The following is a 25,409-nucleotide window of genomic DNA, read 5'->3' on the forward strand; positions in this document are numbered from 1 at the left end:
CACCTTGAATAATCTTTATTTTCAGATTAAATTATATATATAATAACAAATACATTCTAATTTCATATGAACAGGAGTGAAGGCATGTTTCCTATATTAAAAACTGAGCGACTTGTTTTAAGAGAACTTACCGAAGAAGATGCACCGAGTATACTACATTGCTTTTCTAATACCGATGTCCTGCGCCATTATGGCCAAAAACCATTACAAAATTTGGATCAAGTAAAACAAATCCTAAATAATTTTAAGTTGAGTTACAACACAAGAAGCGGCATTAAATGGGGTATCGAATTAAAAGACAAAAAAGGGCTCATTGGAACAATTGGTTTTCACGATTGGTCTTCTGAACATAAACGAGCAAATATAAGTTATGCCTTTTTCCCTGAACACTGGGGAAATGGCTATGCTACTGAGGCCGTTTCTGAAATTATATGTTACGGCTTCCATACGCTTCATTTAAAACGTATCGGGGCAATTGTATTTCTTGAAAATGAGGCTTCAAATAAAGTTCTATTAAAATTAGGTTTTGAAAAAGAAGGGGTTCTAAAAAACTATATGTATCAAGATGATATCCCATATGATACGAATTTTTATTCTTTATTAAAATCGGTTTAATAGAAGTTATATTCAAAAAAGAAGCCTCACTTTTAAAAGTAAGGTTTCTTTTTTAGAATTAATATTTTTTCTTATTATCGATATAAGCATTCTTATAAGTATAAACGCCACCAAATTGATGTTTTTCAATTCCTTTTACATAATCCTTTTGTACATACGCTGAGCCAATATGATAAAGCGGTGCTATCGCAGCGTCCTCTAATAAAATACGCTCAGCCTCTTGCAGAGCTTCCCATCTTTTCTTATGCTCTAGTACAAGTTCATTTTTGGCTTTTTTAATTCGTTCATCATAATGAGGATTGGAATAATTCATTTTATTATTTGGATTATTCGTCGTAAATAGCTCTAAATAACTAATTGGGTCTTTATAGTCAGGTCCCCAATTTACCATAGCTATATCGTACTCACCTGTTTGTTCTAATTGTAATTTTTGCTTAAATGGCTGTTGTTTAATTTGTATCGTTAATCCATGCAAATTCTTTTCTAAGTCACCTTTTATATATTCTGCCATACGTTTTGCGTTATCTTGTTCAAACGTTAAAAACTCGAGTTTTACTTGTTCTACTCCAAGTTCTTTTTTCGCTTCTTCCCAAATCTTTTTCGCATTTTGTAAATCATATGGAGAAATATCTCCGTTTTCTTTTCTAAAATCTTTACCAGTCTCTTCATTTATATGACCAACTGGTACAAGTCCACTTGCAGGTTTTGCCCCGTTATTAATAAAGTGAGTAACAAAATCATCTTTATTTAACGCTAGTGATATAGACTGACGCACTTTTTTATTTGCTAGTGCGCTATTTTTTTCGTTAAAACGGAGCATCGCAATTCCAGGATCGCTCGACATATGCAATTCCTTGTTCCCTTTATACTTGTCTACAACTTGTGAATTAATAGCTACTCGATCCAGATTACCAGCTTCATATAAATTTACTGCTGTCATTGTATCTTTCACAATTTGAAAGTTTATTTCGTCTAATTTCACTTTCTTTTGATCCCAATATGTAGCATTCTTCTTTAATTGGAACTCTTGTTCATGCTTCCATTTTTCTAATACAAATGGGCCGTTATATATGAGATTACTAGGTTCCAATCCATAATTCTTTCCTTGTTCTTTTAAAAATGATTCGTGCTGTGGTAAGTAAATTGGGAGCGCTAGTAATTGTAAGAAATACGGAATTGGCTGTTCTAGTTCAACTTCTAACTTATAGTCATCTAGTACTTTTACTCCAAGTTCATTAAGAGGCATTACTCCCTTATTTATTTCTTTCGCATTTTTTATATAAAACAGCATGTATGCATATTGCGACGCTGTTTCATGGCTTAACGCTCGTCTCCACGCAAACATAAAATCATTTGCTGTTACTAGGTCTCCATTTGACCACTTTGCATCTTTACGCAAATGAAATGTATATTTTTTACCATCTTCACTTCTTTCAAACGATTTTGCTATAGCAGGAGTTGGATTATCTTGATCATCTAGCACATACAACCCTTCAAATATGTTTTGCATAACGTGTGCTGATGTACCATCCATCGTTTTCGTAGTATCAAGAGAAGGAATTTCTTCTGATACTGTTACATTTAACACTTGTTTTTTAGCTTCTGCATCACTTTTATTAGCTTTATTATTACAAGCTGTTAAAAATAAAGATGTAACAAGTGCCATTACCATTAAACGGCTCTTTTTTCGCTTCATGAATTGTGCTCCTTAATATAAAATATTATAAAACGTTATATATTATAGCAGAAATACCAATAGAAAGATGCGACATTACATTGAATATTTATTCGTTCAAGAAAAAAGCTACCCTTTTTAAAAAAGGATAGCTTTTTCAACCGACATGTAATACCTATCTTTGTAAACCTCGTTTATAACGACCTGCTTCGAATATTATACGCTCTTCATCTAATGTTTTACATTCACCATTCCAAACGACACGTTTTCCGTTAATAATTACATCGCTTATATCTTTTCCACTAGCAGCATACACAAGATGTGATAACACTTCATCTGCTGGTTGTAAATGCGGTTTATTAGATGGATCAATTGTAACAAAATCGGCACACTTTCCAACCTCAAGTGATCCCGTTTGTTTCATCCCAATTACTTCAGCTGCTCCTTTTGTTGCAAGAGAAAGAGCTGTTTCAACTGGCAATGCTGTTGCATCTTGATGAATACCCTTTTGTAATAAAGTCGCAATACGCATTTCTTCAAACATATCTAAATTATTATTAGACGCAACACTATCCGTTGCAATTCCTACTTTAATTCCTACCTCTAGCATCGCTTTTACATTCGCTATACCCGAACCTAGTTTTAAATTACTATTCGGATTATGAGCTACTCGAACATCATGTTCTGCTAAAAATGCACGCTCATTTTCATTTAGAACAACACCATGTGCAATGACTGTTGGTCGTTTAAATAATCCGCAACTTGCCGCATATTCTACTGGACGTTTTCCGTATCTTTCCTCAATATCACGTACTTCACGCTCTGTTTCAGAAAGATGGATATGAACCATAGTTTGATTTTCCACGGCAATACGTGCACACTCTTCTAACATTTCTGTAGAACATGTATATGGACTATGCGGAGCAACCATCGTAGTTAACATGCCACTTTCTTTATAGTAGCGCTTCACGTATTTCTCAGCTTCTTCTATCGCTTTCTTTTCATCTTCTTTCGTTCCAAAGCTGAATAAAGTTCTTGAAACTGCAGCTCGCATTCCGCTTTTTGATACCGTTTCCATAATTGCATCTTGGTCTACTCCAATTGGGTTAAACATATCAGAGAATGTTGTTGTACCACTTTTCACCATTTCAAGCAATCCTAATTCCGTACTAGCAACCGCAAGTTCTGGAGTAAACTGACTTTCAAGTGGCCAAATTCTCGTCTCTAACCACGGCTGTAATAACATATCATCTCCGATACCTCTCAAAAGGCTCATAACAACATGTGTATGTGTATTGACAAGCCCTGGTAAAACCCACTTCCCTTGCATATCTATCACTTCATCCACTTCATAATGAGAAGGGATTTCTCCGCTATTCACTTCTATAATTTGATCATCTTCTACAATGATATATCCGTTTTCTAACACTTCATTTTGTTCATTCAACGTTACAATCGTAGCGCTTACATAAGCTGTTTTCAAAAGTATTTCCCCTTTCAACTCTATGAAATTCCCTTTAATTAGTTACCACCATTATAGTAACTTATCGGAGATTAAGAGTCAAAAGATAATTTTAATTCTTTAACTATCTTTTCCTTCAAAATGTCATATTATTTTTCATTTGTATCTGCAAATGCTTCTTCATGGCTCGACTTCATGTCCATATAGTTTAATGTTTCATGAAATTGGGTCCAAGTAAAATCATACCTTTTCCCATCTACTGTATTGTAAAAATGCCATACTTCACCTATCTTCGTCTTTATCACAATTCTTGGACAATAAGGGCCGTTACATCACATTATTCCTTTGCTGGGCTTTCTCTCGTCCACTTAGAAATCGTTTCTATTGACCAAGATTTTCTTAATGCTTCATATAGTTGTTTAATCTTTATGCTATCCATTTACAGCATCTCCTGACATTTGCAGTTTTACACATCAAATTGTAAAAGCGGTAAAAGGCGATTTTTAAAAATTATTACTATTTGTAACACCGTTCAATATATTGAACGGTGTTACAAATGATTTAATTCACCTTTGCTCCATAACATCTCGCAACTGCAATCGCCTGCGCTATATCCAATTTCACATTTTTTAAATCGAAACTTTTAAAATCAACTCTATCAACTACAGCTCCTCTTAAATCCGCCCCACTAAGTTTTACCTTACCTAATTGAGCACCCGTTAAATCTGCTTCACGTAAGTCTGCTTTTTCTAAATTACATTCATACAAGTCAGCTTCAACTAAGCGAATTCCCTTTAATACTTGCTTACTTAAGTTCGCAAACCTAATATTTGTATATGACCAATCGCCTGATATAATTGTTATTCCGTCTAAATTTGCCTCTTCGAAGTCAGAACCAGTCATTTTACATTCTTCAAACTTAGAGACAAATAAATTTGCACCAAAAAACTTACAATTAGCAAATGTAGTTCCTTGGTGGATAGAAGCATTAAAAAGAGTACCAGTAAAATCACATTCTATGAAATTACAATTTTCAGTAAAAACTTCTGATGCATCTATCCCTCTAAAACGGCATTTTATGAAGGTACAATTTTTCAATTCCTCTTCTTTAATCAAAACATCTTGAAAATCTATTTCTACATATTCTTTATTTACAAATTCACTCATAATCAATCCTCCAATTTCTCAAAAAGCCTCACTTCAGCATGAAGTGAGGTTTCTTCTTATACAATATGCTCATCTAACCATGAAATCAAATCTTGAAATACATCTTCTCTATTCACTTCATGGAACATTTCATGTCTACCATTTTCATATAATCGAAGTGTTACATCTTTCACACCGCATTTTTTATAGTTTTCGTATACTTCTTTTACACCTTTCCCCATATCTCCAACTGGATCACGATTTCCAGAAAAAATATGTATTGGAAGTTCTTTCGGTGTCTTCTCATATTCTTCTATTTTATTTACTTCTAATACCCCATGAAATAATTCTCGGTAAAAACTAGTCGTACAAATGAATCCACATAACGGATCGGCAATATATTTATCAACCTGATTTATATCTGAAGATAGCCAATCAAATTTTGTACGATTCGGCTTAAAGTGTGAGTTGAAGTTTCCGAAAGATAAAAAGTTCAGCATCGGACTTTTCTTTTTCTTTCCGCGAAGTTTCATCTCAATTGTCGCTACTTTATGACCAACGATGCCTAAAAACCCCGGATTTCCCCCAGTTCCCGAAATGAGAAATCCATCATATAATTCACCTCTAAGTTGTACAGCCCGTCTAGATAAAAACGAGCCCATACTATGTCCAAGTAAAAACAGTGGACAGTTCTGTTCTTTTTTTATAGTTTCCGATACAAAGATTACATCAGACACAGCCTGATTCCAACCAATATCCGGCTCAAAATGCCCATAGTCTTCTTCTCTTTTCACTGTTTTCCCATGTCCTTTATGATCATGAGCATAAATACCATATCCTGCTTCTAATAAAGCATCAATGCATTCGGTGTAAGCACCTGCATGTTCTGTCATGCCATGTGCGATTTGAACAATCCCCCGCGGATTGCCTTCTGGTAACCATTTACGCAAATAAATTTCCGATTCATCCAATGCCGTAACGAAATTTTCCTGTATGTTCATTTCGACAGCCTCCAAATCTATTATGTATCTCTTTAATAAAATGAATTTATATTCATTATTCTTATTATGTATTATATGCAATTGCTCTCATTATGACAAATGATCTATTGTTTCAATTATATATTAAACTATTCTCTTGACGAACCAAAAATAAAATTATATAGTTACTTACATAAAGTAATCACTATATTTTTAGGAGGTTTCAATTATGATGCCATCACTATTTTTAGCACATGGTTCACCAATGCTTGCTATTCAAGATACAGACTATACACGTTTTTTAAAAACACTTGGAGAAACATATAAACCGAAAGCAATTGTTATTTTCACCGCTCACTGGGAAAGTGAAATATTAACGATTTCCTCTTCAGATAACGAATATGAAACAATTTATGATTTCGGCGGATTCCCTCCTGAATTATATGAAATAAAATATCGATCTAAAGGTTCTTCTAACATTGCAACTATGCTGGAAACAAAATTTAAAGACAAAGGAATTCTAGTCCATAAAAATACGACGAGAGGTTTAGATCACGGTTCATGGACACTCCTGCATCGTATGTATCCAGAAGCAAATATTCCTGTCGTACAAATATCAGTAAATCCTTTCCTTCCCGCAAAAGAGCAATATGAAATTGGAAAAGCACTAAAAGGACTTGGACAAGAAGATATTTTAGTAATCGGTAGCGGGGTTACTGTTCATAATTTACGAGCATTAAAATGGAATGAAACCGCTCCGGAACAATGGGCGATTGAATTTGATGATTGGATTATAAATCATATGCATACTAGCGATAAAGATGCATTGTTTAACTGGGAAAGAAATGCTCCTCATGCACAATTAGCAGTGCCAAGAGCAGAGCATTTTGTTCCTTTATTTATCGCAATGGGTAGTGGTGAACAGACAGGGAAAGTCATTCACCGTAGCTACGAGCTTGGTACATTAAGTTATCTTTGCCTTCAATTTTAATGAAAAAGGATGAAGCAAATATTGCTTCATCCTTTTTACTGTTCATTCACCTAATTAACTAACTTCCAAATGTTGTTTCTCTGATACCTCTGCATTTTTACTATGAAAATAAACCCAAATACATGCAATAAATAATAATGATGATGTAGAGAAGAAAACATATTGGAATCCCGCATGAGCTGCAATTTGTCCACCAAGTACTGGCCCAATCATATTTCCTAAAAACTGAAACGATTGATTATATCCAAATATTCGTCCCGTTACATGGGTTGGCGTATGTTGTTTTAGTAGAGTTTGTACGGAAGGTAATAGTCCTGCTTGTGCAATACCTAATAAAAAGCGAAGAATTAATAGTTGCCAAGCTGAGGTTACAAATGCTTGCGGAATAAAAATAATTCCTGCAGCAAACAACGCTACAACTAACGTTTTTTGAGGTCCAATATGATCTGATAATCTTCCTAGCTTAGGGGCTGCTAAAATAACTGCTAATCCTGTCGCAGACATGACTGCACCTGCAATCATTTCAATATGATCTGTTCCTGGTCCTGCCAAATGCTTTACGTACAACGTAATAATAGGTTGAATCGACATATTTGCAAGCTGAATAATAAACGTTGCTACAAATAAACTCATAATTAATTGTTTTGCTGGCACCATCGTCCATACTTTCTTCGGCTGTGCTTTTTTTTCTTTAGCAGAATGCTTCTCTTCATGTAAGAAGAAAAAGACGATGAGAAAGGAAAGAAATAAAAAAGCTCCTGTAACTAGAAAGACATGACGCATTCCGATTAACTCAGACAAATACCCTCCGAGCAATGGCCCAAGTAAAGAACCGCTCACGCCTCCAGTTGAGATTGTAGAAATTGCCCAACCTGAATGTTCTCGCGGAGTTTCTGCCGCAATAAATGTCATCGCTGTAGAAAGGAAACCTGATACCGCTCCCATTAAAAAACGAAGTGCGACTAGTTGATACACATCTGTCACAAACCCCATAAGCGTCATAATAATCGCCATTCCAAGGCTCGCACGAATGAGCATCAATTTCCGTCCATGTATATCACCGAGCTTTCCCCATATCGGTGATACAATCGCACCCATTAAAAATGTTACACCAAATGCAAGTCCCGACCACTGTGCAATACTAGAAGTTCCGGTCACCCCTAATTCCTCAATATAAAAAGATAAAAAAGGAATTACTAAACTCATACCGGCGGCAGTGGTAAAACAACCTAGCCAACAAATGATTAAATTTCGTTTCCAGCTGGCCATTTTCACACCTTCTTTCATTCGATACCCATTCTACACCCTTTCCTGTAAAAAGTTTAGTAATTTGATTTATACGTAATATTAATTACAAATCCCGTTATTTTCAAACAAAATACAAATATTTCCAACAGAAATCAACATCCTGATTTACAAATACTCACTACATCGACATAATGGTTTCATAATAAAACCAACTCCACTGCAAATGGAGTTGGTTAATTATCCTCTATCGGTATTAAACGTGCATTACAACACCTCTCATAAAATTCAATCGGACCTGCTTGTCCAATAATTGCATATTCATATCCGCTTTTCTTCATGTTATATAAACAATAATGCAATAACTCCTTCCCTATACCGTTCACACGATTATTTTTTGTTGTCCCCATCGGGCCAAACAATCCTTTCTTACCTCCCACAACATCGTAACAAGCGAAACCAATGATTACTCCTTCCTGCTCAGCAATAAAAATAGGCACCTCTTCTTTATATGTCCGAAATCCATAATCTAAAGATTTTAACCAACGCTCACCAAATTCACCCTTAACAAAACGTGCCAACTTTTCAAAATCAGAAGAGACAGCTCTTCTAATATCACAGCATAAATTATTATAAATAGGATTAAATCTTTTTAATGCAACCGTCAAGTCTCTTGGCTCAGATGTAATTTGCAATACATCTTTTTGCACATTTTTACTTATAACCTTTTCAATAAATGTATCCACTTGAAAAAGCGCATATAAAACATGCCCTTCATTTATTAATACTTGCTGAAAACGTTCCATCCGTTTCTTCGCTACTTGTAAAATTTCTATCGTCTTATAAGAATATTTGTATTGCCCAGCCTCTATATACTCTTTTTCGTTTAAATAGTATCGTTGAAATAACGATATTTCCTCTAAAAAATTCTTGCCCAGCTTGTGAAATAAATACATATGTAACTCCGCGCAAACTCCAGTACCCTCCTTATAAGCACCTATCAATAGATGCACAGGATGAATAATACCTTTATTACACTCAGCCTCTCGCGTTGCAATCTCCAATATTTTATGTGCACGTTTTGTGAATTGGAAATCCTCCATCTATATTCCTTCCTCCTAAAAACTCAATATTAAACCGTAACCATACATAATTGAAACAATCATTCCAACTACCAATATACCTGGAAGTAAATTTGCCACTTTAATTTTAATAAATCCAAGTAAGTTTAATCCAATTGCAAAAATCATAATCCCACCAGTTGCTGTCATTTCAACTATAAATTGATTCATTAACTTTTCTGGTACAAAACTATTAATTTGTGTTGCAAAAATTGCAATGGCACCTTCATATAAAATAACTGGAATCGCTGAAAATACCACTCCAATCCCAAGAGTTGTCGTTAATATAATAGAAATGAATCCATCAATAATCGCTTTTGTGAATAAAACATCGTGATTCCCTCTAATACCACTGTCTAATGCGCCAAGTATCCCCATCGCTCCAATTGCAAAAATTAGAGTAGCTGTTACAAAACCTTCTGATATACTTCCTTTACCTTTCGATCCAACTTTATTTTCTAGCCATTCTCCTAACTGTTTTAATCTTTCTTCTAATTGTAGCCATTCTCCAATTACCGCACCAATAACTAAACTTAAAATCACAACGAGAAAATTTTCACTCTTCAATGCCATTTGAAGTCCAAGTGCAGCAACCGTTAAACCAATTGCATGCATAATCGTTCCTTTCATACTTTCTGGAATATTACTAAATAATTTACCAAACAAAGTTCCAATTATAATGCAGACCCCATTTACAACTGCTCCTAATATAACCATATTACATTCTCCATCCTCTGAATTCTTTATTACTATATTCTGGATTACACATTGCTTTAAAGGTTACCTATATGTTAACTTAATACTGAGAATATTAACAAATGATTTCCATTACTAAAAACCCGCTTTTTTAGCATCTATGAATCTATTTATACGTTATTTTCACTACATTCATTGTGGAAGTTCACGATTACGGTATACAGGGAACCTTTAGTCAGTGATAGATTTTTATCAGTTGAACAAAGCGGGACAAAACCAAAAGGGACGGTAGCTATGAAAACTTTATTAAAACGACTTATTTTAATAGCCTTTTTCATTACACCAATTGTTTTATTAATCAATTACACTTACATTTCAAAAGCAAAAAATAAATCAGATTTACAAAACGCATCAACCAAAGCAAATTCAACGACCGAAAAGAAAAATGAAGACCCTGAAATTACGCTCACCTTCTCTGGTGATACAATGTTCGATTGGCAATTACGTCCTGTAATCGAAAAAAATGGGGCAGATTACCCATTCCAACATGTAAAAGAAGAAATAACGAAAGCTGATATCTCCTTTATTAATTTAGAGTCTGCATTTACAACGAGAGAAAAAAAAGTACCTGGGCAACAATTTTGGATTAAAAGCGATCCATCCACACTACAAGCAATTAAAAATACTGGATACGATATTATCAATATTGGCAATAACCATACGCTTGATTATGGACAAGATGGACTACTAGACACCATTTCTCACGTCGAAAAATTAAAACTACCTTACACTGGAGCCGGAAAAAATGCTGAAGATGCTTATACCGCTCGTGAACTAACTGTAAAAGGAAAAAAGTTTAAATTTCTTTCCTTTGTACGCTTTATGCCTAACTTTAATTGGGTAGCTGGTGACAATAAACCTGGCGTTGCAAACGGATATGATCTAGATCTTGTAACAAAAACGATTCAAGAGCAAAAGAAAGATGCTGATTATGTAATCGTTTATATGCATTGGGGCGTCGAAAAATCTAATCGCCCAATAGATTACCAGAAACAATATGTTCCGAAAATGGTAGATGCAGGTGCTGATGCAATCGTTGGAAGTCACCCGCATTGGTTACAAGGGTTTGAGTATTACAATAAAGTTCCTATCGCATACTCGTTAGGAAACTTTTTATTCCCAAGTTATGTGAATGGAAAAAGCGCCGAAACTGGCGTATTAACTTTAACCTTTAAAGGAAAGGATGTCCAAATGTCATTCAATCCTTACATCATTCGCAACAACCAAGTTTCCCCTGTAAATGAAGAAGAAAAGAAAAAAGTACTACAATATTTACAAACGGTTTCAACTGATGTAGAAATTGATGATACTGGAAAAATAATAAACAAACGCAACTAAACAGCATGAGATCCATTTCTCTGTGATATACATTACAAAAAGGTGATGAATATGCTGAAAAACTTGTTAGAAAATATAAGTCTGTTAGAAAACATCTATGAAATATCTATAGCGATCCTGCTTTTATGTTCCGTTTTTTCTGTTAGACTTCTAAGAAAAATAAAGCGAGAGAGAAAACTTTCCCCCTTTGAATTTGCAATGTACGTAATCATTCGTATTGCAATACTTTTTTGGTTAACTAGCTTTATCCTTCTTGAATATGGAACGTATTTCGTTTAACTTTCAAAGAATAAAAAAGATAGAACAAGCAGGATTGCCCTCCGCTTGTATCTATCTTTTTTATTTCAAGTAGAATTGTATGTTAACTCTTTTCTTTTATTAAATAAGTAAATCAAACAGCACAGGATTTTTATTAAGCTCCACAAATTGAATGTTATTTTCTTGAAAACGAGTAATTAAAGCTTCATAGTCTTCCCTATGTTTTAATTCTACCCCCACTAAAGCTGGACCATTTTCTTTATTATGTTTCTTAATATACTCAAAGCGAGTAATATCATCTTCCGGTCCTAATCCTTTATCCAGAAACTCTCGTAGTGCTCCTGAACGTTGAGGAAATTCAATGATGAAGTAATGCTTTAATCCTTCATGAATAAGGGATCGTTCTTTCATTTCTTGCATTCTATCAATATCATTATTCCCACCACTTAACGTACATACAACTGTTTTCCCCTTTATTTCATCTCTGTATAGATCAAGTGCCGCAATAGAAAGTGCACCAGCCGGCTCTGCTACAATCGCATTTTTCTTATACAGTTCTAAAATCGTCGTACAAACCTTTCCCTCTGGTACTAAAACTATGTCATCAATTACATCTTTACAAGTTTCAAAAGTTAACTTTCCTACCTTCTTAACAGCTGCACCATCAACGAAACTATCAATCTTATCTAATGCAACATTTTCATTTTGAAGAAAGGCCTCTTTCATAGATGCAGCTCCCATCGGTTCTACACCGATTACCTTTGTAGTAGGACTAACCCCCTTTACATATGTACCAATACCAGATGCTAATCCACCACCGCCAATTGCTGTAAATATATAATCAACTGGTTTCTCCATATCATGCATAATTTCAACAGCGACTGTTCCTTGACCAGCAACGACATACGGATCATCAAACGGATGTACAAATGTCATCCTATTTTCCACACAATAGCGCTGCGCCTCTTGGAAAGAACTATCAAATGTATCACCAACTAATACAATTTCTGCGAAATCACCACCAAAAAATTCAACTTGTGATACTTTTTGCTTAGGTGTCGTTGTTGGCATGAAAATTTTTGACGGAATCTTCAATAAATTACACGTATAAGCAACTCCTTGTGCATGATTACCAGCACTTGCACAAACAACACCATTTTGTAACTTTTCTTTCGGTAAACTTTGAATTAAATTATACGCACCACGAATTTTGAAAGAACGAATAACTTGTAAATCTTCTCGCTTAACGTATACGTCACATTCATATTTCTCAGATAAAACTGAATCTCGTTGTAACGGTGTTTTAATAACGATATCTTTCATGCAATTATGGGCCATTAAGATATCTTCAATTTTCACTCTCTCCTTTACATTTTGCACCATTCCATATCATCCTTATCTCTTTTTATATTGGCTCAATCAAAATTTGGGATTTTCAGAACTGCACCTGTATTCGCCGATGTTACCATTTGTGCATAACGTCCAAGCCACCCAGTTTTCACTTTTGGTTCTGGTCTTTTCCATTCTTTTTTACGCTTCTCTAATTCCTCATCGCTAACTCTCACTTCTAACAAGCGTTCCTCAACATCAATACATACAATATCTCCTTGTTCAAGAAGTGCAATCGTTCCGCCTGCAGCTGCTTCTGGTGAAACGTGCCCTACTGAAATACCACGTGAAGCACCAGAGAAGCGACCATCAGTTAAAAGTGCAACATCAGCTCCTAATCCCATACCAGCAATTGCTGATGTTGGTGCTAACATTTCCGGCATACCAGGTCCGCCTCTTGGTCCTTCATAGCGAATAACAACTACATCTCCTTTCTTAACTTTCCCAAGCATAATGCCTGCAAGCGCCTCATCTTGTGAATTAAAAATAACGCAAGGTCCTTCAAATCGTTTTACTTCTGTTGCTCCGCTTTTAATAACCGCTCCGTCTTTCGCAAGGTTTCCTTTTAATATACGTAATCCTCCTTCTTCACTATGAGGGTTTTCGAGAGAATGAATCACTTCCTTATCTTGAATCTCTGCATGAGCGATATTTTCTCGTAACGTTTGCCCAGTAGCAGTTATACGATCAAGGTGAAGCACCCCTTCTTTTCGGCTCATCTCTTTCAAAATTGCACTAATCCCGCCTGCTCGATCGATATCTTCCATATGCCAATTAGAAGCTGGACTTACTTTACATAAATGCGGTACACGCCTTGAAACTGCATCAATGCGGTTCATATCGTAATCTAACCCCGCCTCTTGTGCGAGTGCTAACGTGTGTAATACTGTATTCGTTGATCCACCCATCGCCATATCAAGTGCAAACGCATCATCAATTGCTTCTTCTGTTACAATGTCGCGTGGTTTAATATCTCTTTCAATTAAAATTTTTAATTTTTCTGCTGCCTGTTTAATTAACTCCTCACGTCTTGGATCAATCGCTAAAATACTCCCGTTACCAGGAAGAGCTAAGCCTAACACTTCACATAAACAGTTCATAGAGTTCGCTGTAAACATACCGGAACAAGAACCACAAGATGGACAGCCATGATCTTCAATATCCTTTAATTCTTCTTCTGAAATTTTCCCAGATTGGTAGGCTCCTACCCCTTCAAAAACAGAACTTAAATCGACAACTTCCCCTTTAGATGTTTTCCCAGCTGCCATCGGGCCACCTGAAACAAAAACAGTTGGAATGTTTATGCGAAGTGCAGCCATCATCATACCTGGTGTAATTTTGTCACAGTTTGGAATACAAATCATTCCGTCAAACCAGTGTGCATTTACAACCGTTTCTACTGAATCTGCAATGATTTCACGACTCGGAAGCGAATAACGCATACCGATATGGCCCATCGCAATACCGTCATCTACTCCAATTGTATTAAATTCAAATGGAACCATGCCTGCTGCACGCACTGCTTCTTTTACAAGTTTCCCAAACTCATTTAAGTGCTTATGACCTGGAATAATTTCAATAAAAGAATTACAAATTGCTATGAATGGTTTATCAAAATCTTCATCTTTTAAACCAGTTGCTTTTAATAAACTACGATGCGGAGCTTTATCAAAACCTTTTTTAATCATGTCACTTCTCATCTTGTCAAATCCCTTCTTACACATTTTTTCTCTTACTTAATCTATTTTTTAAAATAAAAACTCTCACCTCAGCAATCAACTACTACTTAATAGTAGCTTTGATTGCTGAGGCGAGAGTTTCGCGTTACCACTCAGCTTCCTTACACTTCTCACGAAATATAAGCTTTGTAGGTCCAACCAGACCCCCGTCCTTTTACCGGAGACGATGCCGCCGCCCTCTACTCGGTTTCCCTTTCGCAAGCGATGCTCCGAGGTGATCTTCAATGATTCGATTGTTACTACTCTCACAGCCTTGAAGTAGCTCTCTGAAACGATCATAATCATCTACTTTCCTCTTCTTTGCATATACATAATATAAATTCTGAAAATTCATAATTGACTTTTATTTGTTAAACGTATTATAGGACTTTGTTCTTTTCATTGTCAATATATTTTTTGAAAATTTATTTTTTAATCTCAATTCATATACTAAAAAGTTATTTATTTTTCTCAAAACAAAATTGGAATGCACTTCTTACACGTACTCATATATTACTTAAGTATGTTTGCTTTTCTACATAAAGAAAAACAACTTAAAACATATAAAAAAATTATGAGGAGATGAGAGAAATATGTTAAAAGGTAAAATAGCATTAGTTACTGGAGCAAGCCGAGGAATTGGACGTGCTATCGCAAAGCGTTTAGCAAACGACGGTGCATTAGTTGCTGTTCATTATGGTAACAGAAAAGAAGATGCTGAAGAAACTGTTCATGAAATTCAATCAAATGGCGGATCAGCTTTTTCTATCGGTGCAAATCTTGAATCTTTACACGGTGTAGAAAACCTATATAATTCTTTAGATACTGAATTGCAAAAGCGAACTGGTGGAACGGAATTTGATATTTTAATAAACAACGCTGGAATTGGACCTGGTGCTTTTATTGAAAAAACAACTGAACAATTTTTTGATAGAATCGTTTCAGTAAATGCAAAAGCACCATTCTTCATCATCCAACAAGCTCTACCGCGTTTACGTGACAATAGCCGGATTGTTAATATCTCATCAGCCGCAACTCGCATTTCTTTACCTGATTTCGTTGCATATAGTATGACGAAAGGTGCAATTAACACAATGACTTTCACGCTAGCAAAACAGCTCGGAGCACGAGGAATAACGGTGAATGCAATACTTCCAGGCTTTATCAAAACAGATATGAACGCGGAACTCTTGAGCGATCCAATGATGAAACAATACGCTACTAACATTTCCACTTTCAATCGATTAGGTGAAGTAGAAGACATTGCCGACACTGCTGCGTTTCTAGCTTCCCCTGATAGTCGCTGGATTACTGGACAATTGATTGATGTGAGCGGTGGGTCTTGTTTATAAAAAACATATATTTTCAAATCTTTTTTATTGCGCAATAAAACAATTTATATAATACTGTATAAAACATATATATTTAGGAGGATTACAGCAATGTCAGAAAAAACATACGAACTCGCAACCTTCGCAGGTGGTTGTTTTTGGTGCATGGTAAAACCATTTGATGAGCTCCCTGGTATCCAAAACGTACTTTCCGGCTATGCAGGTGGTCATGTAGAAAACCCAACATACGAACAAGTAAAGACCGGAACATCTGGACATTTAGAAGTTGTTCAAATTACATTCGACCCTTCTATTTTCCCATATCAAAAATTACTAGATTTGTACTGGCCACAAATCGATCCAACTGATGATGACGGACAGTTTTTCGATCGCGGTCCATCTTACCGAACTGCTATTTTTTATCATAATGAAACGCAAAAAGAGCTTGCAGTAAAATCGAAGCAAACTCTAGCAGAAAGCGGTATGTTTAAAGATCCTATCGTAACTGAAATTCGTCCAGCTGCACCTTTTTATGAGGCAGAGGAATACCACCAACATTTCTATAAAAAGAATCCAGAGAAATATGCTACCGAGCAAAAAGAATCTGGTCGTGAAGATTTTATTAAAGAAAATTGGCAAAAAAAATAATAAAAATGCATCGTGCTTTCTTTTCAAAGCGCGATGCGTTTTTATCTTTGAAAAAAGTACCATACAATTATAAGAACAACCGTTGTTAATGTCCAAAGTACTATCTCGTTTTTCACCTTATTCTTTTTATTACTCATTTCATTCCCTCCTTATAGCTATTAAACATATTCAAGATTTCCTTTGTTTGATTGTCCACTTGATGAATTTGAATAAATCCGTACATATTCTTATAGCAAGACCACCAATTATTCCGATTGCAATCGCGATTAATAACACCTGTCCAAAACTAAGAGAAGTTGTGTACGTTATGTAGAGAACGATACATACAAGTAAAAAATCTGGTAAGAAAGTAAAAACTTTTTAAATATTTCTTCATCTCTCCTATGCTTTAATTGTAAATTATATCTTCTACTGTAGCTTTGAAATAAAGTTTGTTCAAAAATGCCATGTAAACTCTCATTTTATGAAAAAGAATAAGAACCCCTTTTGAAAAAGGATTCTTATTCAGCGGATTTAAGTTTGATCATTTTCTACATATCTTGTTCCATAATTACTCCTGAAATAAAATAATATTACTGGCGATTTGTTGTAAATTAAATATTGTTATTCCTCATCAACAAATATTTAGACTGACAAAATGGTTGTATCGTCCATTCACTTCTCATTGCACGTTCGTAACTTATTAATTTTTCAAATGACTCTAAACTAATGCTGCCATCCTGAAAAAATCTTGTAATTAATAGATTGATGTTCAGATAAATGGACAAAGCGATACAAGCACCACTTAATTGAATAAACTTATTTCTAAAACAATACCCATTAGCTCGTTCAGTGATTCTCTGGCTTGTTGTTATTAAAAACTAATTGCCGGGCAGTCGGATACTGCGCCAGCTACCTACATCGCATTGGCCGTATTCATTATCACCTACCGCTACCACCGTACCGTCAGATTTAAGACCGACGGTATGGGTACAACCCGCCGCTATCGCTACAATATCACGCCAATCACTTACATCACATTGACCATGTTTATTATTACCCACAGCCGTCACCATGCCGTCAGATTTAAGACCAATTGTATGATTACTCCCTGCCGCTATCGCTACAATATCACGCCAATCGCTTACATCGCATTGACCATGTTTATTATTACCCACAGCCGTCACCATGCCGTCAGATTTAAGACCAATTGTATGATTACTCCCTGCCGCTATCGCTACAATATCACGCCAATCGCTTACATCGCATTGACCATGTTTATTATTACCCACAGCCGTCACCATGCCGTCAGATTTAAGACCAACGGTATGAAGATAACCCGCCGCTATCGCCACAATATTCCTCCAGCCACTTACATTGCATTGGTCATACCGATTATTACCCACAGTCGTCACAGTGCCGTCCAATTTAAGACCAATTGTATGCCAGTCACCCGCCGCCACCGCCACAATATCATGCCAACCGCTTACATTACATTCACCTTCTTTATTTCGCCCCACTGCTACCACCGTGCCATCCGATTTAAGACCAATGGTACGCCGCCAACCCGCCGCCACTGCTACAATATTATTCCAGTCGTTTACATCGCATTGGTTATGCTTATTCCAACCCACAGCTGCCACAGTACTGTCAGTTGTAAAACCGATTGTATGAGCATTACCTGTGTTCGTCGCCATATGAACATTACCCACCGCGACCGCTTCAATATCACGCCAGCCGCTTACATTGCATTCACCTTCTTTATTTCGCCCCACTGCTACCGCCGTGCCATCCGATTTAAGACCAACGGTATGACTACGACCCGCCGCTATCGTATCTTTAGGCCACCGTTTCACCTTTAACACCTCTTCTTTCGGTGAAATATAATCCATGTTTTACCTCCTTAAAAATAAGCAACTGTATCGAAATAGATATTTTTATCAAACTTTATTTGTAATCTAAATCTACAAAGGAAACCTATTACTACTTCTTCAAAAAATAAAAACCTCCAGTTTAAGTACTAGAGGTCTTCTATTTATTTATTTCTTCAATCTCTCAATAAAATCCTGTAATTTATCAAGCGATTTCATGTTATGGTTACAAGCAACACCATCTTTGCAAATATAATTCCCCTTTTTAACAAACGTTCCTGGGATCTTTCCTTTTATTTCAACTAAAAACATCCCTAATTCTTCATGCCCATGACATAATGAACAAATACTTTTTTTATTTATGCTTTGGAACGTTCCTTGTAGACCAACGAACTTATTATTATTTTTTGCAATTATAAATTTCCTGCTTGTTCCTTTATCAATCCAGCTTAAATAAGACGTTTCTTTCATATTAATTTCTTCCATATCAGGAATTTTTAATTTTTTCGCCTTAGGAAATAGTTTTTTTAACGTTTGTGCTGTAACTTCCTGAAATGGAATTACATACGGATTTAACTTCAGTAAAAATGATTCTGCATCTTCTCTATTTTCAACTGTTAATACCATATCAATTAACTCTTTTTGTTCGGTAGCCAAATTCTCAAAAACATTTAGTACTTTTTCAATAGCAAGAGATTTCAGTGCCGCAATAACCCCTCGATCATTTGCTGTCGCATGTCCATTTGCTAAAATATAAGCTTGTGACTTTATAAAATTATATTGATCACTTCTAATAAAAGCTTCCATCTTTATCACTCCATACAAATTGTTGGTCTAGTTTTATTGTATACAATGATCATGTTTTTTGATATGTAAAAGACGATTTACAAAAGAACTTTACATAACAAAACCGCCTCTAAGTTTCCCATTAGAGGCGGTTTCCTTATTTAGAATACACGATTTTTTTAATCGTTTCTCCGGACAGAAAATACTTTTCAGCAAGTTGATGAATAGCAATTCCACTTTTAAAAGCGTCTTTAATCGCTTTATTTCGTTCATCCAATTGCTTTCTTCCTCCAGATTGTGTACCCCATTTATAATGTTCCGTTTCTTGTTTTGGAATGTAAATTGTTTCACCTTGTACATACTTTTGAATTTCAATAATTAAACTTTCTGGTAAAACAGTCGCAGCTTTTACGTATTTCATTTCTGCTCGCCCCTTATTTTTTATGGTTCATTTCAATAAGGTGCAAAGCCAAATATAAAAAATAATACGAGCTCATTTGGGCGATTGTATATTACTTGTCTACCTCACGCAAAGTATCGCCATTTCCATACTTGGCTTTGCATGAGACGTTGCAGTGTCTGGCAATTGAATTATAATCGCCATATAAACACCTCCTAATATACCTTTTGCATTTTATTATATGACAAATCCTCTCACCTTGCACTTTCCATGCTTTCTCAAAGAAAAAGCACTAGCCTTTCGTTAAAACGATAGACTAGCGCTTTAGATTAAATGATTCCTAATACATTTAGGAATACGATAATAATCGCAATTGGTGCAATATAGCGAAGTAAGAATAACCATAATACGAATAATTTATAGCCTTTATTTTTACTTACACCAAGCTCTTTCATTAATACATCTTTCTTCATTTTCAACGGAACAAAGATGGAAACTAATAAAACACCAAGTGGCATTAGTATGTTACTAACCGCATAATCTGCTAAATCAAAAATTGTTTTTCCAAATGGTTTCACATCGCTTAACAAACCGAATGATAATGCTGATGGTACCCCAACAACGAAGATTAATAATCCTACGATTAAGGCCATTTTTTCACGTTTCCCTTTACCTTTTGCAGTTAAAGATGCAACGCTAATTTCTAACATCGAAATTGCTGATGTAATAGTAGCAAAGAAGAATAGTAATAAGAAAACGATGAAGAATAATTTTCCGAACGCCATTTTACTAAAAATAGCTGGCAATACGATAAATAATAGTCCCGGTCCTTGAGATGGTTCCATCCCAAATGCGAACACAACTGGGAAAATTGCAAGTCCTGCAAGTAATGTAATAACAAGCGTCAAAGCTACAATAGAAAATGCTGAACGCGGTAAACTTTCTTCTTTCGGTAAGTATGAGCTATACGTTACCATAACGGCTACACCGACAGATAGCGAGAAGAACGATTGCCCCATTGCATATAAAATAATTTCTGACGTTACGTTTGAGAAATCAGGTTGTAAGAAGAAGCGAACTCCTTCTCCAGCACCGTCTAACGTAAGTGCACGAACAATTAATACAAAGAATAAAACGAATAATGCTGGCATGAAATATTTATTTACTTTTTCAACACCATTTTGTACACCTTTACTTACGATAAAAATAGTAATAAGGATGAATAATAGCTGTGATCCAACTGCTAAATACGGATTGGAAATGATTTCACCAAACATAGCTTCGTATGCCCCATTTCCTTCCCATAGTCTACCTGTAATTGCATTCCATAAATATAATATAATCCAACCTCCTACAACGCTGTAGAAAGAAAGTAATATGAAACATGTTACAATCCCCAACTTACCTAACCACGGCCATAACGTTTTAGGTGCAATTTCTCTGTACGCATCAACGGCCTCTTTTTGTGTACTTCTTCCAATAACGAATTCGGCTAATAATAGCGGTAAACCAATTAATAATGTGAATCCGATGAAAATAAGGAAGAACGCGCCGCCTCCTCCGATGCCGGCCATATACGGGAATTTCCAAATCGCCCCAAGACCAATTGCTGAACCTGCTGCAGCTAATATGAAGCCTAATTTCGATGTCCATTGCTGTGAATTCATTTATTTATCTCCTCTCTTTATCTTTTTTCTGTTTTACAATTCGGTATTTATATTGTTCTATCAATACTCTTTTCTAATACACTCACTTCCTCCCTAATAAAGTGAAACTTTAATCAGTGGGGGGTGTCCATCCCCCACTGATTATTAGCCCTCACCAATCGGGCATTTACGGGCAGTTATCTCCCACCTAACTTCCTCGCATTCGCCAAATTTTGAGGTGTGAGTCTTACTGCCCGTTAATGCGGGATAAAAAAACGCCCCTACGTAAACACGTAGGGACGACAAAAATATCGCGGTACCACCCTAGTTATGAAGATACAACAAAAGTAAGACCTAAATAAAAAACGTCCCTACGCAAATACGTAGGGACGATAAAATATCGCGGTACCACCCTAGTTATGAAGACACAACAAAGTTAAGACCTAAATAAAAAACGTCCCTACGTAAATACGTAGGGACGATATATATCGCGGTACCACCCTAGTTGTGAAAAAAATCTTCACCACTTTATTTGATAACGGTATGCACTACCGTCTTTCATTTCCTCACAATGTAAGATTTATGAAAGATGCTCCAGGACGAACTTCATGAATAATCTATATACTGATTCACACCAACCATCAGCTCTCTGAAATAGGGAGATTTTCACTACTATACCCTTTCATTGCCCAAATATTATTTTCCGAATTGATTACTATCATTTTTATCATACATTAAAAATAGTGTCAACTCATATTTTGAATTTTTATGTATTACATTCTATTTAAAAATTCAAAATATGACTTTTGTATGAATAGTATTAGAACATTTATGGTTTATACTGTATTAACTTCTCTAGCAGGTTTATAGTAGTATACGATGAATGCAAGACAGCACGAGTAGGAGGAAAGGATTTTGTCTACTTCAAAAGTTTTAAAAGGCACTGCTTTATTAAGCGGTGCAACAATGATTTCACGAATTTTAGGTTTTATATACTTTTTCCCCTTTCAATTATTAGTTGGAACACAAGGGGTCGCTTTATATGGCTACGCATACTCTTGGTACGGTATTTTATTAAGCTTTTCAACAGCTGGTATTCCTATTGCCGTCTCCAAATTTGTTGCAAAACATAATGCACTTGGTAATTACAGTACAAGTAAAAAATTATATAACTCTAGCGTAAAATTGATGCTATTTATGGGGTTTTTAGGATTTTTAATTTTATTTATTGGAGCACCATACATATCACAATTTATTATTCGTTCTAAAACACCTGATCCAAAATTTATCGCCGACGTAACACTTACGATGCGAGCATTAAGTTTCGCTCTTATTATCGTACCAGCTATGAGTGTTACACGTGGTTATTTCCAAGGTTTTCAACATATGAAACCAAGTGCTGTTTCTCAAGTCGTAGAACAAATTGCACGTGTCGTTTTCATTTTAGTTGGTAGTTTTATCGTCTCCAAATTATTAGGTGGTTCAGTAGCTTCTTCTGTTGCCGTTGCTACGTTTGGCGCTGTTATCGGGGCACTTGCCAGCGTCTCTATTTTAATGCTGTACTGGAAAAAGTATAACGGATTAAAGCCTCCTGAAGGTGAATTAAAGTCAAGGGCATCCGATATTCCATTAAAAAATATTTATATGGAATTACTTCGATATGCAATCCCAATTGTATTTGTTGGTATTGCAATTCCCCTCTATACGTTAGTAGATCAATATACCGTAGCTGATGTCCTTAGAGCGATGGGAGAGCCGTTAGAAACCGCGAATGCAGTTTTCGCTTATATAACGAACTATGCACAAAAGTTAATTATGATTCCAGCTTCACTTGCAACCGGATTCTCATTAACGATAATTCCAGCTATAACGAAATCATTTACAAGCGGGAAGCTAGATGAATTACAAGGACAAATTTCAAAGATATTTCAAGTATTATTATTCTTCACTATCCCAGCAGCATTCGGTTTAGCTAGTATCGCTTACGATGCATTCCGCATGGTTTATGTAAATCCTGAAATTGCACTTGGTGGATCACAATATTTAATTTCATTTGCACCTTCTGCTGTATTAAGTGCGATTTTCACAGTTTCAGCTGCTATATTACAAGGAATTGATTATCAAAGAAAAACAATGATTGCATTCTCAGTCGGTATTCTCGTTAAAATTGTGGTGAACACACCGCTCTTACATTTATTCGGTGGACATGGTGCTGTACTTGGAACAATTCTTGGATATCTCGTTTCAAATATTATTATGCTGTACTGCATCGTTAAGTTTGCGAAATTCAAAATTGGTGAAACAGCAAAAACAGTATTTCTAATTACGATTTACTCCGCAGCAATGTCTGCTGTTGTAATCGCATTAAGAGCATTTATAAGCTGGATTATTCCTGGACAATCTTATATAGAATCACTGATCATTGTGTTTATATGCGCCGCAGCAGGAGGACTTGTTTATCTTTTATTCGTATTAACGAGTGGACTTGCTTCGCATATTCTCGGTGATAGGATTCAACGATTACCCATACTAGGAAAATTAGTAAAATAAAAAAGGAAGAGATGTAACTCGTTGTTACATCTCTTCCTTTTTTACTTTGCATATTGAATACGTTTTTGTTGTTCAGCAATATTTAATTCTGGAGCATATTGTTCTACTAAATGTAATACCTCTTCGATTAACACTTCTAACTCCTGTACACTATACTCCGGTTCCCCTATCAACGTATTCGCCATACGCTCATATAGATTTTCAGGTTTAATACTCATTCGTTCCACATTATATGGCATCCATTTAAATGCAGGATGATGCACGTACATTCGGTTCATTCCAAACAAGACCCCAAATATATTTCTTTGTACTTCACAAATAACATCATAAAGCATAAGCCAATCTTTTCGTTTCAAAAGAGCCTCTCGATTATGCCAACGATTGCTTAACCAAAGGTTTTCTGAAATCATCCTTTTCGCCAGTTCTTCTGGATATGCTTCAACTCTATCTTTTAGAGCATGTACTTTCACTTCTCCATACAAATTCACACCATCATGAACCGATGATACAATACATTGTTTCTCATAATTTATATCATGCTGCTCTATAACTTCTGAAATAACCTTTTCTACGGTCACTGTTAAAAAATTACTAATCTCTAGTTTAATTCCTTCTTTCGTCAAATATGTTTCCGACCATTCTTCTTCCTCGTAAGGATGATACGACAAAATCGTTCCACCAATATTGTTAATAGGTCCTTGACGATCCTCATCCTCTGGCGGTGCTGACCATAAAATATGTAATTCAATATCAGAATGTTCATCTTCTAACTTTCTTGCTACAGAGCCTGCTAAAATAATAGCTTCGACTTTCGGGTTTTTCCTATAAATTTCCGACATTTCTATCGCTTTCTCTAGTAATCCCATTTCATTTCCCCCTAAAGCTGTAACATCCCTCTCTATTTATATATTTCAATACCACATCTTATAATCCCTTTACAACTTACACCTTTTCAAATCTCACTAATTCATATTTCTACCCAATAACGATGAACAATTTCACCAGTATGAGTAGAAATCACTTCATTTTCTAACACACCTCCAACCTTTTGAACTGTTTTAGCCGAACCAATATTCGCTTTATCACAAGTTATTAACACTTTCTTCAAACCTAACTTTTTCGCCTCAGCTAATGAAAGTTGAAGTTGTTTAGTAGCATATCCTTGGCGACGTTTATTAGGATGCACACTATAACCGATATGACCGCTTTCCAGCAATAATTCTGAATTTAATCGATGTCTAATATTCACAAAACCTATAAGTTCTCCTTTTTCAAAACTTAAAAATTGACTAGATGGTACTCGATTGAGTGGTAAGCTCTCTCCTATTTCTTGTATACTCACTTTTGCAAACCATTCATCAAGAGAATCAAAATTTTGTAAAGAACTACTACCGTGTGGTTGTTCCTCAGCATGTAAAAATGCCTCCCGATACTCCATGATCTCCCCACTATATTTATGTATTGGTTTTAATAGTTTCATTGTGCTTCTCCCCTCTTAATAACC

23 protein-coding genes, 2 pseudogenes and 1 other annotated feature are annotated in these 25,409 nt (G+C 35.6%); of the genes and pseudogenes, 7 read left to right on the top strand and 18 right to left on the bottom strand.

What is annotated here, in order from left to right; translation table 11 throughout:
* Positions 1–84 precede the first annotated feature (84 nt).
* Positions 85–615, top strand: coding sequence for a GNAT family N-acetyltransferase (locus CQZ94_RS00175; RefSeq protein ID WP_105583810.1), 531 nt, complete (start codon positions 85–87; stop codon positions 613–615).
* 58 nt (positions 616–673) lie between these two features.
* Here the strand turns inward: CQZ94_RS00175 and CQZ94_RS00180 are convergent, their stop codons facing one another.
* From CQZ94_RS00180 to CQZ94_RS00200, 5 genes and pseudogenes are all read right to left on the bottom strand, one after another.
* The gene (locus CQZ94_RS00180) at positions 674–2,311 is read right to left on the bottom strand and encodes a peptide ABC transporter substrate-binding protein (protein ID WP_105583811.1); all 1,638 of its coding nucleotides are present in this window, start codon (positions 2,309–2,311) and stop codon (positions 674–676) included.
* A gap of 154 nt (positions 2,312–2,465) precedes the next feature.
* On the bottom strand, positions 2,466–3,791 hold the full coding sequence (locus tag CQZ94_RS00185) for a bifunctional S-methyl-5'-thioadenosine deaminase/S-adenosylhomocysteine deaminase (protein WP_142395705.1): 1,326 nt from the start codon (positions 3,789–3,791) through the stop codon (positions 2,466–2,468).
* A 110-nt stretch (positions 3,792–3,901) separates the two neighbouring features.
* Positions 3,902–4,191: pseudogene (locus CQZ94_RS00190) on the bottom strand (YunG family protein).
* Positions 4,192–4,313: 122 nt separating this feature from the next.
* On the bottom strand, positions 4,314–4,919 hold the full coding sequence (locus CQZ94_RS00195; RefSeq protein WP_105583813.1) for a pentapeptide repeat-containing protein: 606 nt from the start codon (positions 4,917–4,919) through the stop codon (positions 4,314–4,316).
* Positions 4,920–4,975: 56 nt separating this feature from the next.
* Positions 4,976–5,899: an alpha/beta fold hydrolase gene (locus CQZ94_RS00200; protein ID WP_105583814.1), complete on the bottom strand. Its 924-nt coding sequence runs from the start codon at positions 5,897–5,899 to the stop codon at positions 4,976–4,978.
* Between the two features lie 208 nt (positions 5,900–6,107).
* Here CQZ94_RS00200 and CQZ94_RS00205 point away from each other — a divergent pair, with 208 nt between their 5' ends.
* A complete protein-coding gene (locus tag CQZ94_RS00205) occupies positions 6,108–6,869 on the top strand; it encodes a DODA-type extradiol aromatic ring-opening family dioxygenase (RefSeq protein ID WP_105583815.1) in 762 nt (253 codons plus the stop codon).
* A gap of 54 nt (positions 6,870–6,923) precedes the next feature.
* Here the strand turns inward: CQZ94_RS00205 and CQZ94_RS00210 are convergent, their stop codons facing one another.
* The 3 genes from CQZ94_RS00210 to CQZ94_RS00220 all read right to left on the bottom strand — a co-directional run bounded on the left by CQZ94_RS00210 (position 6,924) and on the right by CQZ94_RS00220 (position 9,952).
* A complete protein-coding gene (locus CQZ94_RS00210; protein ID WP_105583816.1) occupies positions 6,924–8,138 on the bottom strand; it encodes a multidrug efflux MFS transporter in 1,215 nt (404 codons plus the stop codon).
* Positions 8,139–8,350: 212 nt separating this feature from the next.
* Complete coding sequence (locus tag CQZ94_RS00215) at positions 8,351–9,217, bottom strand: GNAT family N-acetyltransferase (protein WP_105583817.1); 867 nt, start codon at positions 9,215–9,217, stop codon at positions 8,351–8,353.
* Positions 9,218–9,232: 15 nt separating this feature from the next.
* On the bottom strand, positions 9,233–9,952 hold the full coding sequence (locus tag CQZ94_RS00220) for a DUF554 domain-containing protein (protein WP_105583818.1): 720 nt from the start codon (positions 9,950–9,952) through the stop codon (positions 9,233–9,235).
* Positions 9,953–10,225: 273 nt separating this feature from the next.
* Here CQZ94_RS00220 and CQZ94_RS00225 point away from each other — a divergent pair, with 273 nt between their 5' ends.
* A complete protein-coding gene (locus tag CQZ94_RS00225; protein WP_105583819.1) occupies positions 10,226–11,329 on the top strand; it encodes a CapA family protein in 1,104 nt (367 codons plus the stop codon).
* Positions 11,330–11,380: 51 nt separating this feature from the next.
* Positions 11,381–11,608 (top strand): hypothetical protein, encoded by a 228-nt coding sequence (locus tag CQZ94_RS00230; RefSeq protein WP_105583820.1) that lies wholly within the window; start codon positions 11,381–11,383, stop codon positions 11,606–11,608.
* Between the two features lie 99 nt (positions 11,609–11,707).
* On the opposite strand, the gene ilvA is transcribed toward CQZ94_RS00230, so the two are convergent.
* The 3 genes from ilvA to CQZ94_RS32545 form a co-directional block, all read right to left on the bottom strand.
* Positions 11,708–12,970, bottom strand: a complete 1,263-nt coding sequence (ilvA, locus tag CQZ94_RS00235; RefSeq protein ID WP_105583821.1) for a threonine ammonia-lyase IlvA — start codon at positions 12,968–12,970, stop codon at positions 11,708–11,710.
* Between the two features lie 32 nt (positions 12,971–13,002).
* Positions 13,003–14,676, bottom strand: coding sequence for a dihydroxy-acid dehydratase (ilvD, locus tag CQZ94_RS00240; protein WP_105583822.1), 1,674 nt, complete (start codon positions 14,674–14,676; stop codon positions 13,003–13,005).
* 193 nt (positions 14,677–14,869) lie between these two features.
* On the bottom strand, positions 14,870–15,049 hold the full coding sequence (locus CQZ94_RS32545; protein WP_142395706.1) for a hypothetical protein: 180 nt from the start codon (positions 15,047–15,049) through the stop codon (positions 14,870–14,872).
* 238 nt (positions 15,050–15,287) lie between these two features.
* On the opposite strand from CQZ94_RS32545, the gene CQZ94_RS00250 reads away from it, so the two are divergent.
* Together CQZ94_RS00250 and msrA are read left to right on the top strand one after the other, a co-directional pair.
* Complete coding sequence (locus tag CQZ94_RS00250) at positions 15,288–16,046, top strand: SDR family oxidoreductase (RefSeq protein ID WP_105583824.1); 759 nt, start codon at positions 15,288–15,290, stop codon at positions 16,044–16,046.
* Positions 16,047–16,136: 90 nt separating this feature from the next.
* On the top strand, positions 16,137–16,673 hold the full coding sequence (gene msrA, locus CQZ94_RS00255) for a peptide-methionine (S)-S-oxide reductase MsrA (RefSeq protein ID WP_105583825.1): 537 nt from the start codon (positions 16,137–16,139) through the stop codon (positions 16,671–16,673).
* Positions 16,674–16,841: 168 nt separating this feature from the next.
* On the opposite strand, the pseudogene CQZ94_RS32315 reads toward msrA, so the two are convergent.
* The 5 genes and pseudogenes from CQZ94_RS32315 to CQZ94_RS00290 all read right to left on the bottom strand — a co-directional run bounded on the left by CQZ94_RS32315 (position 16,842) and on the right by CQZ94_RS00290 (position 21,376).
* Positions 16,842–17,041: pseudogene (locus CQZ94_RS32315) on the bottom strand (hypothetical protein).
* 492 nt (positions 17,042–17,533) lie between these two features.
* Positions 17,534–18,544 carry an RCC1 domain-containing protein gene (locus tag CQZ94_RS00270; RefSeq protein WP_105583828.1) on the bottom strand — a complete coding sequence of 337 codons (1,011 nt, stop codon included), beginning with the start codon at positions 18,542–18,544 and terminating at the stop codon, positions 17,534–17,536.
* 147 nt (positions 18,545–18,691) lie between these two features.
* Positions 18,692–19,330 (bottom strand): FusB/FusC family EF-G-binding protein, encoded by a 639-nt coding sequence (locus tag CQZ94_RS00275; RefSeq protein WP_105583829.1) that lies wholly within the window; start codon positions 19,328–19,330, stop codon positions 18,692–18,694.
* 136 nt (positions 19,331–19,466) lie between these two features.
* Positions 19,467–19,730, bottom strand: coding sequence for a CD3324 family protein (locus CQZ94_RS00285; protein WP_002171359.1), 264 nt, complete (start codon positions 19,728–19,730; stop codon positions 19,467–19,469).
* A 308-nt stretch (positions 19,731–20,038) separates the two neighbouring features.
* On the bottom strand, positions 20,039–21,376 hold the full coding sequence (locus CQZ94_RS00290; protein WP_105583830.1) for a sodium-dependent transporter: 1,338 nt from the start codon (positions 21,374–21,376) through the stop codon (positions 20,039–20,041).
* 450 nt (positions 21,377–21,826) lie between these two features.
* Positions 21,827–22,050: a binding site (T-box leader), on the bottom strand.
* Between the two features lie 220 nt (positions 22,051–22,270).
* On the opposite strand from CQZ94_RS00290, the gene CQZ94_RS00295 reads away from it, so the two are divergent.
* A complete protein-coding gene (locus CQZ94_RS00295; protein WP_105583831.1) occupies positions 22,271–23,905 on the top strand; it encodes a putative polysaccharide biosynthesis protein in 1,635 nt (544 codons plus the stop codon).
* A 41-nt stretch (positions 23,906–23,946) separates the two neighbouring features.
* Here the strand turns inward: CQZ94_RS00295 and CQZ94_RS00300 are convergent, their stop codons facing one another.
* Entirely contained in the window at positions 23,947–24,771 is an 825-nt protein-coding gene (locus tag CQZ94_RS00300) for a DUF4037 domain-containing protein (protein WP_105583832.1), read from the bottom strand.
* A 101-nt stretch (positions 24,772–24,872) separates the two neighbouring features.
* Positions 24,873–25,385 carry a GNAT family N-acetyltransferase gene (locus tag CQZ94_RS00305; RefSeq protein WP_105583833.1) on the bottom strand — a complete coding sequence of 171 codons (513 nt, stop codon included), beginning with the start codon at positions 25,383–25,385 and terminating at the stop codon, positions 24,873–24,875.
* Between the last annotated feature and the right edge of the window lie 24 nt (positions 25,386–25,409).

The organism is Bacillus sp. MYb209, from assembly GCF_002975175.1.
GTDB lineage: Bacteria > Bacillota > Bacilli > Bacillales > Bacillaceae_G > Bacillus_A.